The following is a 23,352-nucleotide window of genomic DNA, read 5'->3' on the forward strand; positions in this document are numbered from 1 at the left end:
AGAAACCCAAACCTAAAAGTCTGCGTTTCTTTTTGTTTCTCTTTCTTGATATTCGGTTGTATAGCGATAAGTACCGCGTGCCACATCTCGACCATCTAAAACAACAGGAACTTCAACTACTAAGTCGCCACCCTGCATTGGTACCCTATTATCACCGGATGATCCAGGAGAGTAATTGAATACTTGATTTGCAACGCCGCTGGTCATAGCTTGTCTACTATTTGACATATTTCCATATACACCACTCATAACAGTCTTTAGCCCTGACAACTGACTCATAGAACTAGCCATCATACGACTCATATCCCCCATCAATTGATTCATTGTTCCTGTTATACCAAGCGATTTTTCTTTTGATGATAAAGGTGTAACCGTAATGGAATTACCTTTCTTAGTAAATAATTCTGGTCCGGCTTCTCCGGTAATAAATGAACCATCACCTACAGGCTTTCCACCTTTAGCAAGCATTGGAACATATGGAATCGTAGGAGCACTCACACCAGGGATTCGATTTAATAATTGTGCTGGTGTATTAAATGCATAAATGAACTTATTTATCATATAAATAAGTCCGTTGATGGCTGCTTTTATACCACTTTTAATGCCACTCCACACAGCGAGTATAGCTGATTGCATACCTTCGAACGCGCCAATAACAGCCCTTGTCACCCAATTTACGGGTGTCATAATTGCATCCATCAATCCACGCCAGACTGATGCTGCTGTATATTTAATCCCTTCCCAAATACTCACAAGAGTAGATTTAATGCCATTCCATACGCTGACACTAGTACTACTAATCATATTCCAAACTGTTGAAATAGCCTCTTTAATGTTGTTAAAAATAGCCCTTGCTATAGAAACGATTGAACTCCATAAACTAGATAAGTAGTTTGTTACAGCATTCCATACCGTACTTGTTGTAGAACTAATCGTGGTCCATGTATTTATAATCCATCCTTTTATCGAATTAAAAATTGGTACCACAAAAGAAACTAGTCCGTTCCAGCATGATTGCAAGAAGTTTTTCACTGCATTCCATACAGTCATTGTTGCTGAACTGATTGCATTCCAAACAGTTGTAATTGTATTTTTAATCCAATCAAATACTGTTGTCGCAATTGAAACTATTCCACTCCAACAAGTCGTTAAGAAATTTGCAAGTGCATCCCACACCGCTATAGCTTTTTGCTTAATAGTTTCCCATATCGAAGCTAAAAACTCTCGTATAGATTCAAAAATTGGAGTAGCAAAGTATAGAATTGCTGTCCAAATTGCTTGTAAATATTGAGTAATGAAATTCCATACGGTTTGAATAACTGTTGAAATTCCATTCCAAATCATAGAAAAGAAATCAGCAATTCCTTGTAGTACAGGAGTTATAAAAGCAACTAGTCCATTCCAGGTGCTAATGAAAAACTCACTAATCGCTGTCCACACTTCCGAAGTGGTTTGGCTGATACTAATCCAAACTTCTGACAACGTCTCAACTACCTCATTCCAAATCCCAGTCAAATATTCAATGATTGAATTCCATGTTTCCTGAGTAGCTTCAACCACTGTGTTCCATGTTTCAGTTAATGACTCCGTTATTCCATTCCATAGCTCTATTAAATATTCTTTAATTGAGTTCCAAGCTTCTGATGTAGATTCACTAATACTATTCCACGCTTCACTTGCCCATTGCACAATCCCGTCCCATATTCCTACTAAGAATTCTCCAATTGCATTCCAGGCATCAATGGTCCATTTCGTTATAGAATCCCAATTTTGATAAATAACTACCCCTAAAGCGACAACAGCCGCTACTATTATTGGAATGAGAGCAATCCATCCCGTCATGGCCAATCCTATACCCTTTATGACAACAACTATTGGCGCTAAAGCCATAAATGCTCCTGAAATTACACCTATAGCTACCGCTATAGCTGCTAATGTAGCTGCTAACTTTGGGTTATTAGAAATCCAATCCGCAATTTTAGCAACAACATCAGCTATAACACTTAGAACTGGTTTGAGAGCTACTTGTAAATCTTGCATTGCTTTTTGAAACTTAACTGCTGGGCTTGCATCTATTTTAGAAGTAGCACCATGTAAATCCTCTACCCCTTTTTTTAAATCAACTTGTTTTCCTTCTGCTTTCAAAATAGTGTCGATGATTTTCTTTCCTTGGTCTTCCCAAAGAGTACCGAACATCTTCGTGCCAAGTGCATTTCTGTCTGTTGCATTTTCAACACCAGCTAAAGCTTTCGTGGCTTCAAGCATCGCTTTTTGTCCACCTTCGCCACCTTGAGCGATAGCTTGGCCCCATTTTCCAAACTGATCCGCCGAAATCTTTGTTTTATCTAAAACCTCTTGCATAGATTTATCTACACCCGCACCAAACTCAGCCATTTTGATACGTCCTTCTTTCACACCATCTAATAGGTTATCGATATTCCAACTCTTAGTATCTACCCCTGCTGACATAATTCCTTGGACTTCTTTAGCCGAAAATCCAGCTTGAATCATTTGATCCCCATATTCAGCGATAATATCTAATTGTTCTGGTGGAAATCCTGTTTTTAATAATGTATTAACTAGCCCCAATGCTTCCTCGTTAGTAATACCTAACGTTGCACCAATCTCATTGGTTTCTTGTATAAGTTCATTAAAATCAATTCCAGCATAGGATGCTGCAATAGTCGCTGCCCCTTTAACCACAGCGGCATTTGTTTCATCCGAAGCATCCTTATTTAATGCCCATTGTCTGCGAACACCTTCTAATGCTTCTTCAGCGTCAATACCATAAGTACTAACGCCCCTAATAGCTTCTTCCACTGATTTTTTCGAAGACTCTGGAACATCAAAAGTGATATCAATCTTAGTTTTCAATTTTGACATATCCATTGCTTTTTCAACTGCACTAGCAATACCGCCACCAGCTGCCATACCACCAATGACATTTTCCAACCCTATTTTTAATCCTTCAAACTTTTTCTCAGTTCTCCCAGCTTCTTGCTGTAAGTCCCTTAATTCATTTCGTACTTGTTGAATAGAATTACCAGAATCTACAGACCGTAGCGCTCGCTGTAATTTTTCAATGTCGCCTTCCGCTCCTAACGCCTCACGACCAATAAGACCAATTGCTTGGTCTAATTGTCTACTTGTTGCTGTGCCGCTTTTAATTGCATTCACAAGACGATTCCCTAATGCTCCTGCAAAATCATCAACACTTTTCCCAGTCGCGCTAAACAATGTTTCTAATTGCCTTGTGGAACTCGCTACATTATCTTGTTCAGCCTTCATATTTCCAAGTTTATTTTTCAGTCCATTAAGAGATCCTTCTGTAAATTCAATTTCACGTCGAAAAGCACGATATTGTTCTTCAGAAATTTTACCGTTTTGAAATTGGGCTTGCACTTGTTGTTCTGCTGCCTTTAACTTATCTAATTTCTGCGTTGTATTGTCTATTTGTTGTGTGAGTAACTGTTGTTTTTGAGCAAGCGCTTCAACATTACCTGGATCAAATTTTAATAAACGCTCAACATCTTTTAACTCTTTAGCCAAAGAATCACTTTGTTTATTTACATCTTTCAAGGCATTTTGAAGACCCGTAGTTTCTCCATCTATAGAAATTGTAATCCCTTTAATTCTTCCTCCTGCCATCATCTCACCCCTTTCTTAGAATGTATCGAAGTCTTTTTGGTTCGCTTTACGAGTTTTGTCTTTATCTGGTTTCTCCATTTCAGCAAATTCAGCAATGTAATCAAAACAATCACCAATTGTCATAACTTCTAAATCCCAATGCGTTAATTTCGCCTTATAACAAAGAGCAAGGAACGTGTCAGTGGTTAATTCTTCATCACTGAACGTTCCTTGCTCTCCATTACTTTTCTTTATTTTTTTTTTGCGCCCATCGTACTTTGAATCATATCCATAATTTCCGGAATAATCTCTGAAATAGGGAATTCATCAAAACCGTCTAACCATGTAATCGGCTCAGCAATTTCTGGATTTGCTGTTTTCGCGTATAGCCAAACTAAATCATAAACAACTTCAAAATCTAACTTACTTAAATCTGCATTTGCTAAATCAATAGTGGCTAGTGAACCCTCTTGAGGATTTGAAGGAGACAAAATCCCTAACTTAAACATATCAGCAAATAAATCACGTCTGAATTGCGCTTTATATCGTTTAACAGTAGCTGCTGTACTTTTTAATCGGACTTGTTTTCCGTCTATTGTAATTGTCTTTTCCATTTACTATTACGCTCCTTTTGGTGTTGCTGGTGTTTTTACATATACTTTTTTGTACCAGTCGTTATAAATTGCTTGCGTTGTTTTAGCAGTCGTTTTCGTTTTAACCATAGGTCTTCCCCCTGGCGCTAAAACAATTGGACTAGAAACAAACTTCAGTTCATTTGTATTTGGTTCAGCTGAACTTGTTTTTGTTTTAGATGCAAGTGTTGGACGACTTGCTGAACAGTTATACATAACATGTCGAGTTGCATTGACATCACCATCAAACTCAAATAATAATGCGAACGGTTTCCCTTTTGCATCAGCCAATTCATTTAATACACCATCCGTTTCGTCTAATTCTTCACCGAGTGCATCAATAGCAAATTTTTCTGGGATAGTAGCAATACTTAATGTTCCATCGTAACCCTGATTATTACTTGCCGCGTAATAAAGCATGTCATCTGCATAGAATTCAATTAAATCACCACGTGGCTCAAATGTTAGTTCCACTCCACCAGGTAATGGAATTGGTGTCCCAAATGTAACTAAGAAATCTTTAATATCAAATGGCACGTAATGTACATTTTTCAAACCGAATGTTACCTTGTTTTCATTCATTTACAACAACCTCGTTTCATATATTTTTTGATACATTTTTTCAGATTCAATAAAAGTCCCGTACGAGTCATAAGGAATCTCATGATCGTCTAGGACTTTTTCAAGTTTTGCTTCTGCAACTAAATCTTTTTTAGTTGTGTAAAGTTCAATATTTGCATCGTCTATCTTGTGATACACCTTATTATCAGCCATTAAATTTGCTGATCCATCAACAAGGATACAAATATAAGGTGGCGCTGGAACCGGCTTGGTCGGTGTTGCTGTAAAATGAGAATAAGCCACAGGATAACCTGTAGCTTCAAGGATTTTTGTTAATTCACCTAATGTCATTGTTGAATCACTCTTTCCATACGTCTTGGTAATTCATCGATTACATATTCTTCAACTGGGCGAATATGCACTTGTGCTGGCACTCGACCTCCACCGACTTTCGCATGCCCATTTTCTAAGAGATGTGTTAATTGCCCTTTTGTATTATGAAGAACAACGCCATTTCCCTCTTTTTTCTTACGCCACCCTTTACGATAAGCACCTGTTTTTTTAGGACCACTTTGCCTCAATTTACTTACAGCAATATCTGCTACTTCATCGATTTCATTTTCCAAATCTTCTTCCACAACATTTGCATATCTTTGTAATTCTCTAGCAAGTTCACTCGTAAAATCGTTCATATTAAACATGCTCCTTTGCGATAATAGTCAATGTTTGATACATTTCATCATCATTCATTGGCGGTTCGATAATGTCAAAGATACGATCCTTCATTTTAATTCGCATTAATTCTGTAATATCAGAAGTATAAGGAATCACAAAACGATAAACTCGTGTAGCTTGTGAAGCCGAAGCTTCAATGTACTCGGAACCTTTCACCGTTTTTATCATTGACCAGGCTTTCTTTAATTCTTGCCAAGATGTTTCGATTACTTGGTTTAATTCATCTTTTATTACTACAGGTTGTTCAATGCTAATTCGATTCCTGAAATCACCTGTATTTAATGGTTTTTTATACTGAAAAGGACGCATATTAATCACCGTCCAACTTAATTTCTTCTAAAGCTTTTCCAATGCTTAAACTATTAATCTGGCTTAAAAAGTTCTTATCGAAATACTCTAAGGCATCGTTATAAACATAACGAGAACGTTCAAAGACTAATTCCTTGAACACCTCGTCAATATTAAGATTGTAATTACCACAAACCCTAGTTAAATCTTCATTGGATGCAAATAGGATGCGTCTCAGGTTGTCATCTTCATCATCACCTAATCGCATCCTATCTTTGAATTGCTGTAATATTTCATTTGAAATTACCTTATCCATTCACATCATTCCTTATTTAGTTGCTGGTGGAGTTGGTGGTGTAAAAGAAATTTTTAAATCATAAACAAGAGCCGCTTTATTATCTTTTGGTTTACCATTAGCAAACTGTTTGATTGTATAAAGCGTAGCATCTTCAATCGCTAATGTTTGGTCAAACTTTTTAAGTTTGTATCCACCTGCTATTGCTGCGATATATTGTCCTTTCACAAAGAATAACGCTTTTCCAACTGGAACTTCTTCAGATTCAACAGTTTGAATGTTATAAGGTAATGCCATTACCCATTGGCCATTAGCAGTTTGAATTGTGTTACGTGCTTGTACACCAATTGCATCTACAGGATTGACAACCATCACAATTTTATTTAACACTTTACGAGATTTTCCTTTTCCATCAACAGATAAAGCTTTTACTACTTCATAAAGCTCACCAGCAATTACTTCACCATTTTCAGAAGGAGCAAATGTTAATGTGCCGGATGATTTTTTATCAGTAACTGCGCCTGTAGTTGCATTTACATCTTTCATTAAACCTACTGGTTGATGCGCTACTGATCCGCCACCATTTACAAAGCCAAACTCTAAACCAACAGAATAACTTTCTACTAATAATGTTCGAACGTAACGCTCAACCCATACTGGACCTAATTCAAGCATGTCATTTGGAACAGCGCTAAATGCAGTTAATTTAAGTTGTCCAATTTGTTCTTCTCTAAAGGCTGCATTTATTTGTCCTCTAATATCACCGAATAATTCTCCCCATGCATACGCTTTTGTTGCGTCAGAATAAATAAACTTCGTTACTGCTCCTAAATCTTGCATTCCAATTGCTTCAAGTAATGGATGTTCAGTTACTAAATCTTCAAATACACGTTCTTGTGTAGTATATGGAAGAATTGAATCATCCTTAAATCCCCCATCTTGTACAACTGCATTAAAGAATTTACGTTCTTCAGACGTTAAAACGTTTTGTCCACGTGACGTCAAAATTTGAGCGTCTTGCGCTTCGATACGTGCTTGTGCTGAAATTTTTTCTGATAAATCCGTTACAAGAGTATCAAACATATCATCAAATGCTGCAGATAAATCCTCCATTTTTGTATCTTCCGCTTTCACCAGATTCATATATGCTTGTTTTTTCGCTTCAAAGTTTTCCATTGTACCTTTAATTTTCATAACCATAATTGTTTCCTCCTAATTTTTGAGAATTAAAAAAACCTTTTCCGTTTTTGATTGCCCTCCACTTGTAAATGTGGTGGTTCTGGATTAGGTTTATTTGATAAATTCATATTTTGTTGTAAGTTATTCGTTACCCTATTAATAATCTGTTCCAACTGTTCATCAGTAATACCACTATCACTTTCTCGATTATCAAATTCTACTTTGTCAGCAAAACCTTCTTGTACTGCTTGTTCAGCAGTAAACCACGTTTCAGCTTCTAATAAATCTGTAATCTCTTCACGACTTTTACCTGTTTTTTGCTGATAAATTGAAACTATCGACTCATCATACGCTTCGAGTGCATTCAATGTTTTTTGAATATCCTGCTTGTTTCCATAAGCTATTGTTGACGCTTCATGAATCATCATTCGTGAGCCTGTGCGCATAACAATCTCGTCAGCAGCCATTGCAATAATCGATGCAGCAGAAGCTGCTAGTGATGTAACTTCCACAATGACTTTTTTATCTAAGTCCTTTAAGTAATTATAAATCTCAACACCTTGATCGGCATCGCCACCACCACTGTTTAATTTAATTTTAACTGTAGATGCTCTAACTTCTTTCAAAGCGCTTCTTACACTTTCAGCACTAATAGCATCGTACCACCAACTGCTACTACCGATATAACCTGATAACACCATTTCGTGCTCATCATTTTCTGGATTAACTGCATTAGAAAACTGATAAGGAATATGTTGTATTTTATTTTTCATTCTTATCACCTCCTTCAATTGAATTTGCAGATTGATAATTCTTCGTAATTACAAATTCGTCTAGTTCTGGATTATTAGAGCGTTCAGCACCAAACAACTTCCTCACCTCATTTCTAGTGAATGCACCACTTGCTACTAATTTATCAACAGCTTCAGCATGATCTATAATATCTTTCTCTTTCACACCAGTTACTTCAATTTTTTCTCCTAATAGGAAATTCTTTTTTTCAATTAATTTCGCATTTAATTCATCTTCAATCTTTTTAATTAGAGGACTAATACAGAACTTTATATAGGCTTTAATTGATGTTTCGTAGTCTCCCATATCACCACGAACTAATGCCGTAGGAATACCTAAAATATTAGCCACATGATCTATTAAATCTTTTTTTAATTTTGATAGTTCCTCTACAGACCTTCCATTATTTGAACCATCGGCAATTTCCGTATAGTTAAAACCTTTTATTTTTGGAACGATTGCAAAAGCGTTTTTCCGAAACGCCCCAAACAATTTATCCATAAAGCTTTGTAATTTAGTAAGGTTTTCCCCCTCCAAATTCTGTGCGGATTCCATCTCGGCAGTTGCACGTATTTGATTAGAAAACATATTTGTCTCAATCATACGACTAAAAAGTTGAGTGTAATCCTTGAATATTCCACTCATAAATTTTGTCAATTCTTCATTGTTATAAGTAATGTAAATAACCTCGTCCATTTGAAATGACCTTTGGAATGTATAATCCTTTACGGTTACATTTTTAAACACATCAGGATATACTGCATATTCAACACGATCAAAATGATCAGCAATGAGTAAATCATTTTGATCTGTAAGAATTGCCAACACTTCATTATCAAGAATCAATTTATACACAAAATCTTGCCAAAAATCAGCTGCGCTTTGATCTGTATTGGGCCTAATATTCAATAAGTAATGCCAATCATTATATTGACGTGTATCCTTTTTCATCATCCGAAATTCAGACAACGAAACGGTTCGAGCAATAAAATTAATACAAGTTTCTAATGCTACCTTTTTTAAATACGCTCTTTGATTCGTTTCAATACCAAAGAAATCAAAATCATTTAGCATCATATTAATCTCTTTATTTTTACCAAGTACATCCGACAACCAACTCATATTTCCCCTTCACCCCCTTCTTAGAAGTTCAATGCATTCAGCAAGTCTAGCGCTGCACCAACATCTGTTTCTCTTACCTCATCCGCTCGATACATAGCATGTACAAATGCCTGGAATCCATCTGTTTTTCTGCGAACTGGTTCTTTCTTCTCATACATTTTATTTCCATCTTTTTTAATAACAACGAGTACATTATTGGTATACCAACGCATTATTGGATTATCACCAAATACAATTTGGCGATGTGCAAATGCAACTTCAATTCTAGGAGCAAGCAAACCATGAATAGCTCTCGGATTTCTAATTACTTCAACTTCAAATCCAGCATCCTCAAAAAGTGTTCTTAGTAAGTCCGCACGATAATTATCCATTATGATTTTTTTGATATCATAATAATTTCGCATTTCAACGAACCAAGCAACGATGGTATGCGGATCAATTGTTTCTCCTTCCACAACTGTCAGAAGGCCTTGCTCTTCCCATTCTCTAATTGGTGCAAACTTTTTCTTACCTGCAATTTCAGCATCATGCTTTTTGGAATAACTATAATATTTATCAACGAATTCCTTTCTAGCATACGAATGAGATTTCCATAAATAATCACCCTTACTTCTAAAAAGTAATCCACATGCTGCGAAATCACGAATACTTGCATAATCAAGTGCGCCGATACATTCATGACCTTGTAAATCTGGCAATTCGCGATTAGTTGCCGCAATCTCTTCCCATTTTGCAACTGACCTTTCTAAATCTGTAACAGGTAAATTCATTCGTTTTGTCATGAATTCTTCTCTATTACTTGGGTCATCTTCCAAATCTTCGTATTCTTCTTTTATAGTTTCAAGTAACCCCTCAGCATATTCGCTCAATGGTTTAGATAACATAGGATTAGCAAGTTCCCAATTATCAATATCATCCACTTCGTTTTCATCATTCAATTTACAGATAAAAGGAAAGACAGCATTCGGACGTGCTTCACCGTTCAATACCTTCATTGCCTTTTCTTTTTGCTTATCTAAGAAACCGTCACGAACATATCCATCTGTACCAATGTAAAATTCACGTGGGTTTTTCTTTTTCCCTAAACCACTGATATGAACACGGACATCTTTATTACTTTCGTATTGATGTATTTCATCAAATACTACAGCACCATCACGCAAACCATCTTTTGTATCACCGTTTGAAGTCCTAAACTTCAGTACACTTTCAGTAGCCTTTGAAACCGTTTGAGTTAACGTTGTTTTAAAGGCCCTCTTCAAGACCTCATTCTTCTTCACACATTTATGAACTTCATCAGGGCTTGTTTTCGCCTGTTCTTCACTATTCGCAACAACTGAAATGTTATACTCTGGAATGCCATGTAATTCACTAATTAAAAAATGAATAATAACAGAAATCAGACCATTTTTACCGCCGCCACGCCCTAACATCCATAGGAATTTACGATAAAATACACGTCCATTTTTCTTATAAAACAAAAAGACGAATGCTATTAAGAATTTTTGAAATGGTTGCATCGGAAAATACCACTTCTCACCGAAGTTAATACAATCCTCAATCATTTCATCATCAAAATACAAATCGTCTCTATTTAGAACGTATTTTTCTAGATATCCAATTAACAGTTCTCTTTCTTTATTGAACTTCACTTTCCCACTTCGATAAAGTTCAATATATTCTTCTACATATTTTTGCTTAATCATGTAAGATCACTTTTGTTATATCCTGTATCAGGGATAGTATTCTTAACAACAAACTTTATATCTCTCCCTAACGCAATTAAAGAACTGTTAATTTTATTCCTCTCACTTATAAGAGGGTGGGCCTTAACGAAAACTTGGGTTCCATTTTTGATTGTTACAGATTCCCCTTCTTTAGTTATCGTTTTATTAATTTTTCGAAATGCTTTAACTAGATCAATATAACGTTCCACCTTTTCAACTTCAACTAAATCTGTCGTATCAATACTATTCATTAACTGTTCCTTTAACCTTACAATACTAACAGCCATCTACCCACCCCCCCTTACGCGCGTATTTTCGAAAAAAACCTGACAGTTAACCCCCTCCTCCGGTGCCCCTTAGACGAAAAAAAAGCCCAATTCTCGAACCGGGGGGTATTATTATCGAATCATTTTTACCACTTTTCATCGTTTTCCCATTTGTTTATCTTTTTAACAAACACTCTACCATGTTCTTTATTATGGCAATCCACACAGACTGTTTCTAAGTTATCTATTTCTAATGCAAGTTCTGGATGATGCTCGAGTTCTTTTATATGATGGACAACAAGTTGTATCTTCTTACGCTTGGCACTCTCACTGTATTCATTGGTGTCCACACAAACACTACCATTGCGCTTACACTCTTGGCATTCATAGTTGTCTCTCTTCTTTACTTGTTCACGTATACTCTTCCATTCACCACTGTCATAGAACTTACGCTTCTGTTGTTTTGTTTTATATTCATTCATCTGTCTTTACCCAATGCATTTGATTCCCTCTATCTCTTTCCAATAAATCTTTTATCGGTGTTTGCATGAGATATTCCACAGAGTAAAGCATGTGCTTCTCTCCATACAATTTGTAATACTTGAATCGATTAACATCAATCCCAGCCTTCTTGTATACTTTCTCATATGGTTTAAGGTATCTGATATATGCTTTCTTATCAATAGACATAAGACCAAGTGCAGCAATCTTACCGTTTAAAATGCTGTCCATTTATCTTCACTCCTTACTCTCTAAGAATTCATCTATCGCCTTATCCAGTACACTAATAAGCGATTCTCTTGTTTGTTTTGGTGTCATATCATCATTGATCTCATTATGTAAAGCTACAGCCTTTTCTAATTTCTGTGGATCAATGTGTTGCTTTACTAATTCCATTCCAATAACATTGTTGATTAAATGACCGACAACCACTGTTTGTTCTGGTTTATTTAGTTTCATTTGTCCTCACTCCTTCACCAAAATAAAAAGCACCCTTTACGAGTGCTTTAATGATTCGATATGTGTATTAACTCTTTCGTTACCTAACTTCCAATATTCTTCATCCATCTCAAAACCAATGTAATTACGATTAGTATTAATACACGCTATAGCAGTTGTAAAACTACCCATACAATTGTCTAATACTGTTTCTCCTTCTTTTGTATAGGTCTTGATTAAGTATTCAAATAAAGCTACAGGCTTTTGTGTAGGATGAAACGTTTTACTGTCACGTGGAAAATCAATAACTGATTTTGGATAGTTAGTATATTTCTTTACATATACATTATTTAAAGATTCATTATTCCTTTTACCTAATACCTTCATGTTTCTTATTTGTTTCTTTTGGATCGGTTTATCCAATAAAATCAAATCTTGCGGATAATACTTAGGTAACTTTTTATAGAATACCAGAACATTTTCGTGATTCTTTAGCGGCATTCTATTTGCATTTGGAAATCCTGTTACGTGATTTCCTTTTTTCCAGATCCACTCATAACGAAACAATTTCATATTTGAAGCAATCAGCTTAGTTGTAAATGGCTGACTTGCTGTTAATAAGATCGCCCCATTATCTTTTATTATTCTTTCGTACTGTTTCCATAATAAATCAAAAGGAATAATACTATCCCACTTACACGCTGTCGTCCCATAAGGTAGATCGCATAAAATCATATCTACACTTTTATCTGGAATCATCTTCATACCTTCTAAACAATCCATATTAAATACTTGATTCAACATTTGTCATCCCGTCCATTTCCTTAATCTAATTTATGAATACATTTGGAGTGTTTTAGATATAGAATCTGGTACGTGAAGTTTTAAACTTCTTCCAATCACCTAATATATATAATTTCATTAAGTAACTGGAAGAAGAGCAAAAGCCCTCCCTAATAACGGTATCATTCAATCATTACCATCTGCTGGTTTCGGATTTTATGCACCCGTCTTTATGAACCGTTTAGAAATTTAAGAACAACATAGTGAGTTGTGTTTTCCGCCACTTCTCACAATACAAATATATCACGTCAATTCCAAAACAACCGGCACATTTACTGCCAAAAAACGGCCATGACTCTGCCACTTATTTTACTAGTCATTAAATCCATTTAATCTGCCCGTTCCTTTTAATTCAACAGAATCATTTAAGACCGTTACATTACCTGATAATCCATTCATGTACTCAGTAGAGAAATTGATGTTCAAGCGCTCTTTGTTCCTTTTCGCTTGGACAAAAATATCAATTTGTTCCACTCCATTAACTTCCAAACTCCAACTTATAAAACCACCGACTTCATGTACATATAAGTAAGCTCTATCAAATTGAATCTCTCTATCTAATCCATTTACAAATAAGTTTTTCACAATATATGACGTCATTTCATCACCTCCTTACCATTCAATTCTAACAAATCAAACTATTGAATTAATAGTATTGACTTACCCATATCTTATATTGTGTGTAACTGATCCCTTCGCTGAGTCCCTTGGTATCAATGGTTTCATTTAACTTTCTCTTTCGAGTTACACAGTACGAAAATTATGAGTAACTGTATAGGGATACCACCAACATTTTGCAAAACAACCTACGCTATGCGGAAAAATAAAATAAGCTGCCCATGTGGACAGCTTATTTACATAATTTTCGTTAGCGGAAGTTCAGGTTTGTATGTATTTGTTCAAGTTTAGGAATTTATTCTCTCCATTTGCCTTTATTGCTATATGTTTCATAATCAAACTTTGGCATATAATCAAATTCTTCGTCATTTTTCTGTTCATATGCTTCTCTAGCTACACCCAATAAGGATTCAAACTCTATGTCCTGTGGCATTTCCTCAGGACTCTGTAACACTTCGTAATAGAAGTTCCGTCCATTTGCTACAACCACACATCTTGCATACAAAAAGTTGTCTACGGAGAAAAATTCTTCTTCGTCTACATAAGCATACTCACCAATGTTCTTTGCATATTCAATACCGTCCAAATCGTAAAGCAATTTCGAGAGTATGTCCTCAAAAGCAAATATATCTTCGTTGGAACTTTTACTTAAATAGTTTACCGCCTCTTCCAAAACTGTTTCGTCATCACCTTCATGATCCCAATCAAACATATCAATAATTTTCCAGAACTCATTCTCATCCATTTTTTGATTTTGAGATGTATTAGACATATGAATCTTCTCCTTTGTTTTCTTTTTATTTATAACCATATTTTGATGATTTTGATTACAACCAAACAGACTGTATATCAAAAAGAGGGAAATAAATAACTTTTTCTTCATTATACCATTTAGAAAAAGACATATATCGCGTTTTTTAGATTGTATAATCTATTCACATCGAGTTAACATAACGTCTCATTATCGGTATCAATGAAAAGAGGAAACCGCACGCTCACCAAGGAACCTTCTTTTTTTGTTCTATGGATCTATGCATTTTTCTATACATTCCTATCCTAGCACATTTTTAGGGTTCTTGTTTGTTACTGGAACTGTATAAAACCTTGCAAACTCTTAGCGTAGTTTTTTCCAAAATGCTGCAATAACTCTAGATTTAAAAAGAGATAAGCAATGATTAAATTTTAAATCTAGTCATTGCTTTATCCATTGCATCTTGGTTTACACCTATATAACGTAACGTGACCTTCTCTGACGAGTGATTGAATATCTCCATAAGTAATGCTATGTTTTTCGTTTGCATGTACATATGATACCCGTACGTCTTTCTCAGTGTATGTGTTCCTATTTCATCTAGCCCAAAATCTGCCGCTGCTCCACTTAATATCTTATATGCCATACTGCGACCGATTGGGCGATTCCTACCTTGTCTGCTTTGTAATAAATACTCATTGTCTTCTCTTTCTTCAATAAACCATTTAAGTTCTCTTTTCAATGCTGCAGTAATTTGTATTCGTTTCTGTTTCCCTGTTTTCTTTTCTCTCATAGATATATGACTACCTTTGACATCTCCTACCTTCAATTTCAAAATGTCCGAGATTCTCAGGCCTGTATTGATTCCCATAATGAAGAGAATGTAATTACGTAAGCTCTTTTCCTTAAAATAATCTTTTAACTGCTGTATTTGCTCCGGATCACGTATCGGTTGAACAAAATTCATTATTCATTACCTCCCGTTTCTTCTGTCTCGTAAACTTCTAATCCAAGTGCAAAAGCAAGCTTATAAAACGCTTTAGACTTCCAACGTCGATAAGTACGTTCTGACATCCCTATTTCGTTATAAACCATGTAATCACATACGTCCTCTTCTTCTAAATAACGTTTATAAATAATATCTCTTTGAATGCTTCCTGCACGTCCGTTCCCTAATCGATTTAGAAACTGATCTATACGTACTGACATTCTTTCAAGCCACTCTTCTCGTTTACTTTGTTGGATATTTGCTAGAGCAACATCTTCTAATGGTTTTCCAACGGTATGTGTAGGACCATGCTCACGTATTTCATAAGAAGGAGTGACTTTCATTTCTTTACGCATCATCCCAAATTGTCTATGTATACGTACGCTTTCCAACACACCTTCTAATTCCTCTTGTGTCGCTGTTCTATCAATTTTTGGTAAGAAAGATAATTGTTTAGTCATGTAAGACCACTCCTTTTTATTTTTAAATTACTTTTGTCTTATTGCTCCACGTCTACGTTCATAACAAGGTCTATGCATCCCCATTAAATCCTCAATTTCACGAGTGCTAAATTTCTCTTTTCGTTTTTTCTTCTTTTTCTTTTTTGCTTGATTCGATTGCTTTTTCCATTCACGTAACTGATCCTTTAACCCCTTCATTTCCCCATCTCCCTTTTCAAAATAAAAAGGACACCTATTCCTAAAACAGCTTTTATTGCTGCTTTAATGAATTGGTGTCCTCTAGTTTTCTAGCCGGACTATATTTGTTTGCTTTTAGCTTTCTTGCTTCCCTTATAAAATCCATATCTATGATCAACTTCTGAAATCAAAATTACAAGTACCATAATAATTCCAGCTTGTATGAAGCTTTTCGCATTACTAAAGGTCACAAACATGATGATTAAGTAAAGAGCCAAATACATTCCGAAAAACTGTTTACCATTCATTTTCTATCCCTCCAGTACTGTTATTTTATTATTCCAGCTTTCACAAAAATATTTCTCCAAGCGTTATCAACTTGATATTTCTCTACTGCCTTTGTGCGACGCGCGATAGCTTTTCTAATTTTTCTTTTCTTTAAATTAGTCATTATCCTAACCTCGCTTTCTATTAAAAGGATTATTTTATTAGGTTTTCTATGAATTATTTCCCTCTATCTCTTGGCTTTCTTCTCTTATTTGACCGATTAATGAAACTACTGAACCGACCGCTTGGACCCAACTCCCCGTAATCACTATAAGCTGTCCATCCTCATCATCGCCTTCCGAAATTCCCTCCACTTTATCCCGACTAGCTTTCAATTCATCAATTCCGCCTATTGCCTGTAATGAATTACCAGTCGCTTGTAACACATTCCCGACAATGTTATACGATTCATCTATATTGGAACTATCCTCTATTTCCCCACCTATTGATGTAACACCACCTAATGCTTGTATCCAATTTCCTGCAATCACTAATTTTTTTTGTGTTTCATCTTCAAATTCTATAATGAGTCCTGTTAGAACCGTTACATTACCAATTGATTGGATTTCGTTCCCAATCAATTCAAGGGATATTTCTCCTTGTCCATCAGCTTCCAGACCATTCCCCGTTGCCTGTAATACATTCCCCCATATGTTCAAGTCTTTTCTTAATTCGCTATTCAATCTTTTTAAAGGTGTACTCCCAATCGCAGCAATAATTGTTCCTACTGCAACAAACCAAGCACCAACTATCTCCTTAATCGGATCATCCATTCTCAATCTACCCCGTCATTAATTTAGTACTTACAGGATATGAATTGGCACATCTTCATGTTAATGGCCTACTTCTCTCCCTCCTGAATAAAACTCAATATTTCGTCGATACTATACATATATCTAAAGTTACATCCCTGTTTGGAGCAGTTAGCTTTTGCTAGCTGCTCTTTTTTCCGTACAGGTACCCATTTACTCTAAAGTGAATAAACTATCTTGAACCTTATTTTTCAGTCATTTACTGGTTCATGATTTACAAACATAACCAATACATGGAATGCTTTTTAAGCGAGCACTCTGGAACAAGTGCTCGTTTTACTCTGGGCATTTTTCTACAAAGTGAAGTTTTTGTTAAATACATAAGTTTTTTAGATACAGGATTTATGAATTAAATCTAGTAATATATAATGTATCTCCATGTAAAACTTTACCCTTAATTTTTTAAAAAGGCCTACCCTCACAACAGGCCTTTTAAAAAGGGGGTTCTACTAAAATAGCGTTTTCATTAAAAACTTTTCACATTTAAACTGGACAAGCATATGTTATTGTATGAAGAATCTCCACTCATAAGATTCTTACCTTTCTAATCTAAGAGCACGCTTATATGTGTGCTCCTTTTTACTTACTATGAAATAACGATTTTATATAATTTTTTTCACCTTTTAATCAGACAAGCATATATTATTGTGTAGGGCACTCCAGTCCATACGTTCAAACCTTTTAGTCTAGAAGCACACTTACATGTGTGCTCTTTTTTATTTACTTTCAAATAAAGATTTTGTTTAAATTTCATTAACCTTATTGATTCCTTTGCATACAGTATTATCACAAGGAATTCCACAGGTAGCTCTGGTCCAGTTACCTTGAATTTCTTGCACACCTTGTGGGAAGAATCCGTTTATAACAAACGGGTTCTTTTATTTTTGCTCATACAATAAGAATTTTGTTTTAAATTTGCACCTACCTGAATAGCACGCATACAATATTGTGCGTATTCATATTCAAGATCACTTTTGGTCAAGAGCTCTTTAAAAAGAGCTCTCTATTTTTTTGATTAACACAAAATAACTATTTTGTTTAAATTTCTATGTCTTTTATCGCTTCTTCAATTTTTTCATCTAACTCGTTATATTTTTCATAGATATCACATGTTACATTTTGTATTGCTCTATCTACCTCATACCAAGGAACTGATTTTTCTGTCCACTTCTGATGTAAAATCCACGCTTCAATATCTTCAGCCCTTTTCTTGAGTGCATCACGTTTCTTTAAGGCTTCTGAAAGATTCATATCCATTCCCCTTTTCGATTAAAATAACGCTTTTGTTAAGTTTTGTTTCACCCTATACCATGCTTCTTATTGAATGCTAAATCATCGTTATACTCATCCACCATTTTTTGTTGTGTTTCCGACAATTCATCATAATGCTCTGATAACCATTTTTCTTGTTTATCAGTTCTCCCTAAATACGATATAAATATATAATCCATATTTGGTTGTGGTCCCCATTTCGGAACTCCCATAGGTATCCATAGTAATTCTTTCAATACCTCCGTTTGATGTACAACTGTTCCTCTTTCGTAATTTAATCGAACACGTTCTTTCTTTAGATGATCATCTGAACTAAGAAGTTCGTATGCTGTTTGATAATGCTCTCCGTATTGACAAACAAGGAATACGCCGTCTGGAGAAAGCCACCCTGTTAACCCGTTACCCATCTCTACCCCTCATTTCTCTACAAAATTCAAATTTTGTCTTACTTTACATCTACACGTGCTTGACTTGCTTCTCTACTAAAACCATCCGGATATCTTTTAGCTAATTTCACAATATTCATTTGAGCGATATCTTCTAAGGTATATCCCATTTCGTGGGACATGATCGAAATGTAGTACAAGATGTCTCCCAACTCTAAAGCGATTTTATGCGTATTCCCTTCTTCTTCTCCTGGACAATGAGCCGGATCAAATCCATGACCGTGGAAAATAGCTTTTTTTACAATATCAGCGACCTCACCAGCTTCTCCCGAAAGTCCTAATGCTGCATTTAAAACACGTCCACCAAAATCCTGATTTGTATTCCATGTACGTAATGCCGCTTCTTGATATTGATCTAATTCACAAATTTGATTGTCGTTCATTACAGCTTGTCCTTCCTTTGATTTACTAATTAATTTAGTCACTTCCAAAACACCGTTTTTCATTGATTTCATTTTGATTTCCCCTTCCTATTTAGCAAATACCTAATCCTATCGGACGATTTTCAATTAAATACTTATCAGCCTGATCTATTACAAGAAGCGCAACTTCCGCTTGGTGTCTCCTTAACGCTTTTGCCATCTTTGGCAAGCTCATACCTTGACTCCACATTTCACGAAAACGTACTACATCTCTTTCATCCCAAATGAAGTTAGCTTCTTCTAAAGCGATGTATATTTTTAAACGTGATTCCTTCATCGCTTCATGATTTCTTGCTACACTCATAAGCGAACCTACTTTCTAAAAATGATTATTTTATCTTTTCAGTAAACTTAGTATCCACACGATCAACTTTACCGTTTACCCAAACCGCAACTTGCTCACCAAATCCGCTCATTGGTGGATTAACTGCTGTAACATTTCCGTCCTTCACTATTAATAGTTTGTTGCTACTAACATCAATTTCTATTTTTTTCATATGTCCCTCTCCCTTTTGCTCACTCCATGTACTGAACGACATCTGGCTTGAATCCACTGCCTAAATAAATCCTTACTGGAATATCTTCCTTTTTATCTCGTGCTGCCTTGCATAATTCCTCGGCTGTTTCCCAATTACACGAACTATCAATTGATCGCTCATATCGCCAAATTGCCATTGCGTATTGTTCAAATAATTCATAACGTTCATCTGGCTTCGTTTTACGTGGTAACTCATCTGTACATTTTGCATTTTTAGGAACATGAACGCGTACATCAGCGTATGTAGTGCGTCCAGTTCCTCTTTTTACATTTGCTTTCATTACATCGAACTGACAAATTTCCGGTTCTACATCGAAAATATTGAGTTGTTTAGGCATTTACAATCCCACTCTTCTCAATGACGCCCAGCAACTTACTTGCACCTTCCTTACTTAAAAACATCCGACCATCTAGCAACCCTATGTTTGATTCAGAAACTTCACCCGTTACAAAACATGACTTTTCTGGTTTTCTTAAAACGATGTTTTCCCCGTCAACATGAAAGTCTAACGCTGTCCCTTCAGCAATACCCAAAGTTCTACGTAACTCAACTGGAATTACTACTCGCCCTAGCTCGTCCACTTTTCTTACAACACCTGTATTTTTCATAACTTGCTCCCCCTTTTTAACTTACTTTTTGTTGTTTATTCCGTTGCAACTCTTGTTTCATTGACTCGAATTTAATTAAGTACGCATTCCAACGCTTATCGTTTTCTTCTTGCTGCTGTATTGCCACTTCACAATTACAACCGCTCGTTTCAATTACACCTGGATAAGTTTCTTTACGAATAATTCCTGTATCATGACATAATGCACACATTCTTATTCCCCCTTTTTGAAATTACGTAATCTATAATTATCCCCATGCATTTCTAGCATTTCAGCGTTTTCCATCATTCGGCTAAAATCACGTTCTCCATACATCCCTGCTAATTCACCAATCGTAAAATTAGTAGTAAATAAAGTACTTTTACCTATACGGCTATCTACAATTTCATTTGTCTTCGTTTGTTTCCAAGTTACGCCTTCTTTATCTTTCTCTGTGAATTCCGCTCCAAAGTCATCGATAATCAAGACATCAACTTTTGCTAGTAGAGACATAAGCTTGTCCTCTGTCATTTCACTGTTTTTATTCCAAGTGGATTTGATTTTAGTAAATAACTTATTCATTTGAATAAACATTGCACTGTGACCCTTTTTCATAAGTTCTTTAGTAGCCGCTACACACAAATGACTTTTTCCTACTCCATAATCCCCCGTTATTATCATGCTTGTTGGTTCTTCTTTATTGAATGAAGCTACAAAATGCATGATTGTTTCTTTCGCATCAGCTAATTCCTTTTTCGTTGGTACATAATTTTCAAATGTAGCTTTTTTGAGTTTGTCATTTATTAAGCTGTTATCAGCAAATGAATCATACAAATGAATGATTTCATTTTTCTTTTTTATAGCAAGCGTCTCTATAGCTAATTTCTGATCTTCCTTTTCTACCGATCTACATTGAGGACAAAACTCCTCAAGTGTTTCTGTATCTATCAACATGCGTTTGCTGCAAACATCTTTAAAATTTTCTTTCCCTACTAAAAATACATTCGTACATCTATTAGGCGACAATACATATCTTTGACTAGCGTTTGTTGAAATCGTATTTGTCGATGAAGCTACTATCTTTTTGATGGCTTGCATTAGTTTGACCTCCTTTAAAAATTCCTTTTCGTTGTACAGGTTTTTCATTTAAATAACTTTCGAATTTAGTTCCAAATAATGTGATAGGTCTTAAATATCCACTCATTTCCGTATTATCAATCCATTGTGAAGCCTTGATGTCAATTACCTGTTGAAAATGAGTTAAATCGAATCCTTCTCTCCATCTTGCCTTAATTAAATCCTGTGTTTTTTTTGATGTATGTTTATAATTGGTATTCGCTTTCATGTTAAGATAATCAACAATTTCTTGATACGGAATAGATTGAGTGTTGTCCTGAATTGTTTCGGGACTATGTTTTTCTTTTAAATCTTTATCTAAATCTTTATCTAAATCTTTATCTAAATCTTTATCTATGTCCGTGACACCATCGTGACTTGTCCCGTGACTGTCCTGTGACATACCCAATTTCAATTGTTTTTGTTTTGCTCTTTGCTTTTGTTTACGTAATCTATCTTTTTCTTTAATTTGTTCTAACTTATCTAAACTCTGATGTTTTCCCCAATTAACAACATTAATGTAGTGATTTTCATCAATATGAATCATTCCGAATTTTTGAAATGTGCTTAATGCCATCCGAACTGTATTTAATGGCCTATTAAAAATAGTTGCTAGCATATCTTCCGTATAAGGTATATTTTCGTTTAGGAAAATGTATCCACTTGCATTTATCTTTCCTGCTTGAGCTAGTAACTTAACCCAAATAATTAATAATGTGTCAGCTTCGGGCATGCTCTCAATAATTCGGATTTTTTCATCTTCAAACATGGTAGTTGAAAGTTTAATCCATTTTACGTTTACTTCAGACATAGTCCTTACCTCCTTATGCAAACCGCAATATGTTCTTGTCCACTTTTTATAATTCGTTGAATTTCATAATGCGGATAACCAACTTTGAAATACTGTTCAATCATCTTGTTTAATTCATTCTTGTTCTCTGCTAAGTCCCAGAACTTATTAGGTAATAGCACTTGATATTCGGTTAAATTCATGTACTATTCCCCTACTTTCCGTGGTATACTTATAACAACTTGTTTTTACTAAAGGACCCACTGCTATGGGTCTTTTTATTTTGTTTCACGTCACTCCAAGCCCATTGTTTTATCGGTTCGTAAGTAATGTAAAGCAACAATACACTGCATGCGATAAACATTGCGAATACTACTAACGATGTTGTATCTTCCACCAAATCACCTCCTTATTTATCAAACGATAATTTTGTTAAACACCTGAAATTCTGTTTTAACTAGCATTTGTTCCCACCTTTTGTGCTTCTACCCATTTAAGAAAGTCTTCCGCTTTAACACGTTTGCTTTTTCCAATTACGATTGTCGGGAAGTCCTTTCTCTTCATAAGTGCGTATGCGGCTGATCGAGAAATATTTAAGAATTCCTGTACATCCTCCGCTTTCAATGAAAATGGTAGTTGTTTAATTTGGTACATGTTTTTTCACTCCAATCATTTTTTTAAGTTCAAATATGGATACACTATCTTATGACGTCGCCCTCCGTTGTAGCCCCAAGGGCGACTTGAATTGTAAAAAAAATCTCTCTCACTTTATTAGATCACTAATCGATACACCATAAAGTTCCGAAAGTTTTTTTAATTTCTCTACCGATAATCCTGATTCTCCTTTTTCAACGTTATGATAAGAACGTTTGAATTTCAGACCTAAAGCCTTTGAAACATATTCTAAAGAATAACCATTTTTTTGTCTTAGAGATTTAATTCGTTGTGTATTTAGCATTTTAAGTCACCACCTTCAACTTCTAAACTTAGTATAACTAAAAGTAGCCCCAAAGGCAACTTTTTATTTTCAAAAATTTATT

Annotated in this window: 38 protein-coding genes; all 38 read right to left on the reverse strand. The window is 35.3% G+C overall.

All coding sequences use genetic code 11. The annotated features are described in order from the left end of the window. Positions 1 to 12: 12 nt before the first annotated feature. Positions 13 to 3,651 (reverse strand): phage tail protein, encoded by a 3,639-nt coding sequence (locus tag MHH27_RS19995; RefSeq protein ID WP_340943836.1) that lies wholly within the window; start codon positions 3,649 to 3,651, stop codon positions 13 to 15. 227 nt (positions 3,652 to 3,878) lie between these two features. Beyond that, entirely contained in the window at positions 3,879 to 4,241 is a 363-nt protein-coding gene (locus tag MHH27_RS20000) for a hypothetical protein (protein ID WP_000415930.1), read from the reverse strand. Between the two features lie 6 nt (positions 4,242 to 4,247). After that, positions 4,248 to 4,841 (reverse strand): major tail protein, encoded by a 594-nt coding sequence (locus MHH27_RS20005; RefSeq protein ID WP_086402589.1) that lies wholly within the window; start codon positions 4,839 to 4,841, stop codon positions 4,248 to 4,250. Beyond that, the gene (locus tag MHH27_RS20010; RefSeq protein ID WP_197235267.1) at positions 4,842 to 5,171 is read right to left on the reverse strand and encodes a hypothetical protein; all 330 of its coding nucleotides are present in this window, start codon (positions 5,169 to 5,171) and stop codon (positions 4,842 to 4,844) included. It lies immediately after the preceding gene. Continuing rightward, the gene (locus MHH27_RS20015; RefSeq protein WP_340943842.1) at positions 5,168 to 5,512 is read right to left on the reverse strand and encodes an HK97 gp10 family phage protein; all 345 of its coding nucleotides are present in this window, start codon (positions 5,510 to 5,512) and stop codon (positions 5,168 to 5,170) included. Before MHH27_RS20015 ends, MHH27_RS20010 begins: the two co-directional genes overlap by 4 nt. A gap of 1 nt (position 5,513) precedes the next feature. After that, on the reverse strand, positions 5,514 to 5,864 hold the full coding sequence (locus MHH27_RS20020) for a phage head closure protein (protein ID WP_340944807.1): 351 nt from the start codon (positions 5,862 to 5,864) through the stop codon (positions 5,514 to 5,516). A 1-nt stretch (position 5,865) separates the two neighbouring features. Next, positions 5,866 to 6,159 (reverse strand): hypothetical protein, encoded by a 294-nt coding sequence (locus MHH27_RS20025; RefSeq protein WP_016125626.1) that lies wholly within the window; start codon positions 6,157 to 6,159, stop codon positions 5,866 to 5,868. Between the two features lie 12 nt (positions 6,160 to 6,171). Continuing rightward, positions 6,172 to 7,332, reverse strand: a complete 1,161-nt coding sequence (locus tag MHH27_RS20030) for a phage major capsid protein (RefSeq protein WP_374058638.1) — start codon at positions 7,330 to 7,332, stop codon at positions 6,172 to 6,174. Between the two features lie 32 nt (positions 7,333 to 7,364). Further along, positions 7,365 to 8,090 carry a head maturation protease, ClpP-related gene (locus tag MHH27_RS20035; protein WP_000791073.1) on the reverse strand — a complete coding sequence of 242 codons (726 nt, stop codon included), beginning with the start codon at positions 8,088 to 8,090 and terminating at the stop codon, positions 7,365 to 7,367. Further along, positions 8,080 to 9,231 (reverse strand): phage portal protein, encoded by a 1,152-nt coding sequence (locus MHH27_RS20040; RefSeq protein WP_046392743.1) that lies wholly within the window; start codon positions 9,229 to 9,231, stop codon positions 8,080 to 8,082. The genes MHH27_RS20035 and MHH27_RS20040 overlap by 11 nt, the downstream gene beginning before the upstream one ends. A gap of 20 nt (positions 9,232 to 9,251) precedes the next feature. Continuing rightward, on the reverse strand, positions 9,252 to 10,937 hold the full coding sequence (locus tag MHH27_RS20045; RefSeq protein ID WP_016125622.1) for a terminase large subunit domain-containing protein: 1,686 nt from the start codon (positions 10,935 to 10,937) through the stop codon (positions 9,252 to 9,254). Next, positions 10,934 to 11,245 carry a P27 family phage terminase small subunit gene (locus MHH27_RS20050; protein WP_016125621.1) on the reverse strand — a complete coding sequence of 104 codons (312 nt, stop codon included), beginning with the start codon at positions 11,243 to 11,245 and terminating at the stop codon, positions 10,934 to 10,936. The genes MHH27_RS20045 and MHH27_RS20050 overlap by 4 nt, the downstream gene beginning before the upstream one ends. 125 nt (positions 11,246 to 11,370) lie before the next feature. Continuing rightward, a complete protein-coding gene (locus MHH27_RS20055; RefSeq protein ID WP_340943844.1) occupies positions 11,371 to 11,706 on the reverse strand; it encodes an HNH endonuclease in 336 nt (111 codons plus the stop codon). Beyond that, positions 11,699 to 11,956, reverse strand: a complete 258-nt coding sequence (locus tag MHH27_RS20060; protein ID WP_340943847.1) for a hydrolase — start codon at positions 11,954 to 11,956, stop codon at positions 11,699 to 11,701. Before MHH27_RS20060 ends, MHH27_RS20055 begins: the two co-directional genes overlap by 8 nt. Before the next feature lie 6 nt (positions 11,957 to 11,962). After that, positions 11,963 to 12,184, reverse strand: coding sequence for a hypothetical protein (locus tag MHH27_RS20065; RefSeq protein WP_340943849.1), 222 nt, complete (start codon positions 12,182 to 12,184; stop codon positions 11,963 to 11,965). A gap of 36 nt (positions 12,185 to 12,220) precedes the next feature. After that, positions 12,221 to 12,967, reverse strand: coding sequence for a DNA-methyltransferase (locus MHH27_RS20070; protein WP_340943851.1), 747 nt, complete (start codon positions 12,965 to 12,967; stop codon positions 12,221 to 12,223). A 351-nt stretch (positions 12,968 to 13,318) separates the two neighbouring features. After that, positions 13,319 to 13,606: a hypothetical protein gene (locus MHH27_RS20075; protein ID WP_098292231.1), complete on the reverse strand. Its 288-nt coding sequence runs from the start codon at positions 13,604 to 13,606 to the stop codon at positions 13,319 to 13,321. A 313-nt stretch (positions 13,607 to 13,919) separates the two neighbouring features. Beyond that, positions 13,920 to 14,396 (reverse strand): DUF4240 domain-containing protein, encoded by a 477-nt coding sequence (locus MHH27_RS20080; RefSeq protein WP_097919180.1) that lies wholly within the window; start codon positions 14,394 to 14,396, stop codon positions 13,920 to 13,922. Between the two features lie 403 nt (positions 14,397 to 14,799). Further along, the gene (locus tag MHH27_RS20085; protein WP_016124635.1) at positions 14,800 to 15,342 is read right to left on the reverse strand and encodes a site-specific integrase; all 543 of its coding nucleotides are present in this window, start codon (positions 15,340 to 15,342) and stop codon (positions 14,800 to 14,802) included. Next, complete coding sequence (locus MHH27_RS20090; protein ID WP_000166182.1) at positions 15,342 to 15,824, reverse strand: ArpU family phage packaging/lysis transcriptional regulator; 483 nt, start codon at positions 15,822 to 15,824, stop codon at positions 15,342 to 15,344. The genes MHH27_RS20085 and MHH27_RS20090 overlap by 1 nt, the downstream gene beginning before the upstream one ends. A 27-nt stretch (positions 15,825 to 15,851) precedes the next feature. Beyond that, entirely contained in the window at positions 15,852 to 16,022 is a 171-nt protein-coding gene (locus MHH27_RS20095) for a hypothetical protein (protein WP_000677276.1), read from the reverse strand. Positions 16,023 to 16,120: 98 nt separating this feature from the next. After that, positions 16,121 to 16,309, reverse strand: a complete 189-nt coding sequence (locus MHH27_RS20100) for a hypothetical protein (RefSeq protein ID WP_078400816.1) — start codon at positions 16,307 to 16,309, stop codon at positions 16,121 to 16,123. A 20-nt stretch (positions 16,310 to 16,329) separates the two neighbouring features. Then, positions 16,330 to 16,452: a DUF3983 domain-containing protein gene (locus tag MHH27_RS20105; protein ID WP_000183173.1), complete on the reverse strand. Its 123-nt coding sequence runs from the start codon at positions 16,450 to 16,452 to the stop codon at positions 16,330 to 16,332. Positions 16,453 to 16,498: 46 nt separating this feature from the next. Continuing rightward, on the reverse strand, positions 16,499 to 17,101 hold the full coding sequence (locus MHH27_RS20110) for a DUF6944 family repetitive protein (RefSeq protein ID WP_340943856.1): 603 nt from the start codon (positions 17,099 to 17,101) through the stop codon (positions 16,499 to 16,501). A 1,077-nt stretch (positions 17,102 to 18,178) separates the two neighbouring features. Continuing rightward, positions 18,179 to 18,391, reverse strand: a complete 213-nt coding sequence (locus tag MHH27_RS20115; RefSeq protein WP_340943858.1) for a hypothetical protein — start codon at positions 18,389 to 18,391, stop codon at positions 18,179 to 18,181. A gap of 47 nt (positions 18,392 to 18,438) precedes the next feature. Next, positions 18,439 to 18,819: a hypothetical protein gene (locus tag MHH27_RS20120; protein WP_340943860.1), complete on the reverse strand. Its 381-nt coding sequence runs from the start codon at positions 18,817 to 18,819 to the stop codon at positions 18,439 to 18,441. A gap of 38 nt (positions 18,820 to 18,857) precedes the next feature. Next, positions 18,858 to 19,313 carry a nucleoside triphosphate pyrophosphohydrolase family protein gene (locus MHH27_RS20125; RefSeq protein ID WP_340943862.1) on the reverse strand — a complete coding sequence of 152 codons (456 nt, stop codon included), beginning with the start codon at positions 19,311 to 19,313 and terminating at the stop codon, positions 18,858 to 18,860. Between the two features lie 19 nt (positions 19,314 to 19,332). Further along, positions 19,333 to 19,584, reverse strand: coding sequence for a hypothetical protein (locus tag MHH27_RS20130; protein WP_000109490.1), 252 nt, complete (start codon positions 19,582 to 19,584; stop codon positions 19,333 to 19,335). Between the two features lie 25 nt (positions 19,585 to 19,609). After that, positions 19,610 to 19,777 carry a DUF3954 domain-containing protein gene (locus tag MHH27_RS20135; RefSeq protein ID WP_000717826.1) on the reverse strand — a complete coding sequence of 56 codons (168 nt, stop codon included), beginning with the start codon at positions 19,775 to 19,777 and terminating at the stop codon, positions 19,610 to 19,612. Positions 19,778 to 19,796: 19 nt separating this feature from the next. Beyond that, positions 19,797 to 20,156, reverse strand: a complete 360-nt coding sequence (locus MHH27_RS20140) for a cell division protein SepF (protein ID WP_097846488.1) — start codon at positions 20,154 to 20,156, stop codon at positions 19,797 to 19,799. Then, on the reverse strand, positions 20,149 to 20,427 hold the full coding sequence (locus MHH27_RS20145; protein WP_097846489.1) for an AbrB/MazE/SpoVT family DNA-binding domain-containing protein: 279 nt from the start codon (positions 20,425 to 20,427) through the stop codon (positions 20,149 to 20,151). The genes MHH27_RS20140 and MHH27_RS20145 overlap by 8 nt, the downstream gene beginning before the upstream one ends. Before the next feature lie 16 nt (positions 20,428 to 20,443). Next, a complete protein-coding gene (locus MHH27_RS20150) occupies positions 20,444 to 20,638 on the reverse strand; it encodes a hypothetical protein (RefSeq protein ID WP_340943866.1) in 195 nt (64 codons plus the stop codon). 2 nt (positions 20,639 to 20,640) lie between these two features. Further along, positions 20,641 to 21,504, reverse strand: coding sequence for an ATP-binding protein (locus tag MHH27_RS20155; protein WP_340943869.1), 864 nt, complete (start codon positions 21,502 to 21,504; stop codon positions 20,641 to 20,643). Continuing rightward, a complete protein-coding gene (locus tag MHH27_RS20160; protein WP_340943871.1) occupies positions 21,446 to 22,333 on the reverse strand; it encodes a phage replisome organizer N-terminal domain-containing protein in 888 nt (295 codons plus the stop codon). The genes MHH27_RS20155 and MHH27_RS20160 overlap by 59 nt, the downstream gene beginning before the upstream one ends. A gap of 5 nt (positions 22,334 to 22,338) precedes the next feature. After that, a complete protein-coding gene (locus MHH27_RS20165; protein WP_340943873.1) occupies positions 22,339 to 22,515 on the reverse strand; it encodes a hypothetical protein in 177 nt (58 codons plus the stop codon). Between the two features lie 29 nt (positions 22,516 to 22,544). Then, complete coding sequence (locus tag MHH27_RS20170) at positions 22,545 to 22,709, reverse strand: hypothetical protein (RefSeq protein WP_033694514.1); 165 nt, start codon at positions 22,707 to 22,709, stop codon at positions 22,545 to 22,547. Between the two features lie 56 nt (positions 22,710 to 22,765). Continuing rightward, positions 22,766 to 22,966 carry a helix-turn-helix domain-containing protein gene (locus tag MHH27_RS20175; protein ID WP_000284333.1) on the reverse strand — a complete coding sequence of 67 codons (201 nt, stop codon included), beginning with the start codon at positions 22,964 to 22,966 and terminating at the stop codon, positions 22,766 to 22,768. Between the two features lie 109 nt (positions 22,967 to 23,075). Next, on the reverse strand, positions 23,076 to 23,270 hold the full coding sequence (locus MHH27_RS20180) for a helix-turn-helix domain-containing protein (protein ID WP_000935436.1): 195 nt from the start codon (positions 23,268 to 23,270) through the stop codon (positions 23,076 to 23,078). Positions 23,271 to 23,352 lie beyond the last annotated feature (82 nt).

The sequence above is a fragment of the Bacillus sp. FSL L8-0152 genome, assembly GCF_038006365.1.
Taxonomy (GTDB): Bacteria; Bacillota; Bacilli; order Bacillales; family Bacillaceae_G; genus Bacillus_A; species Bacillus_A cereus.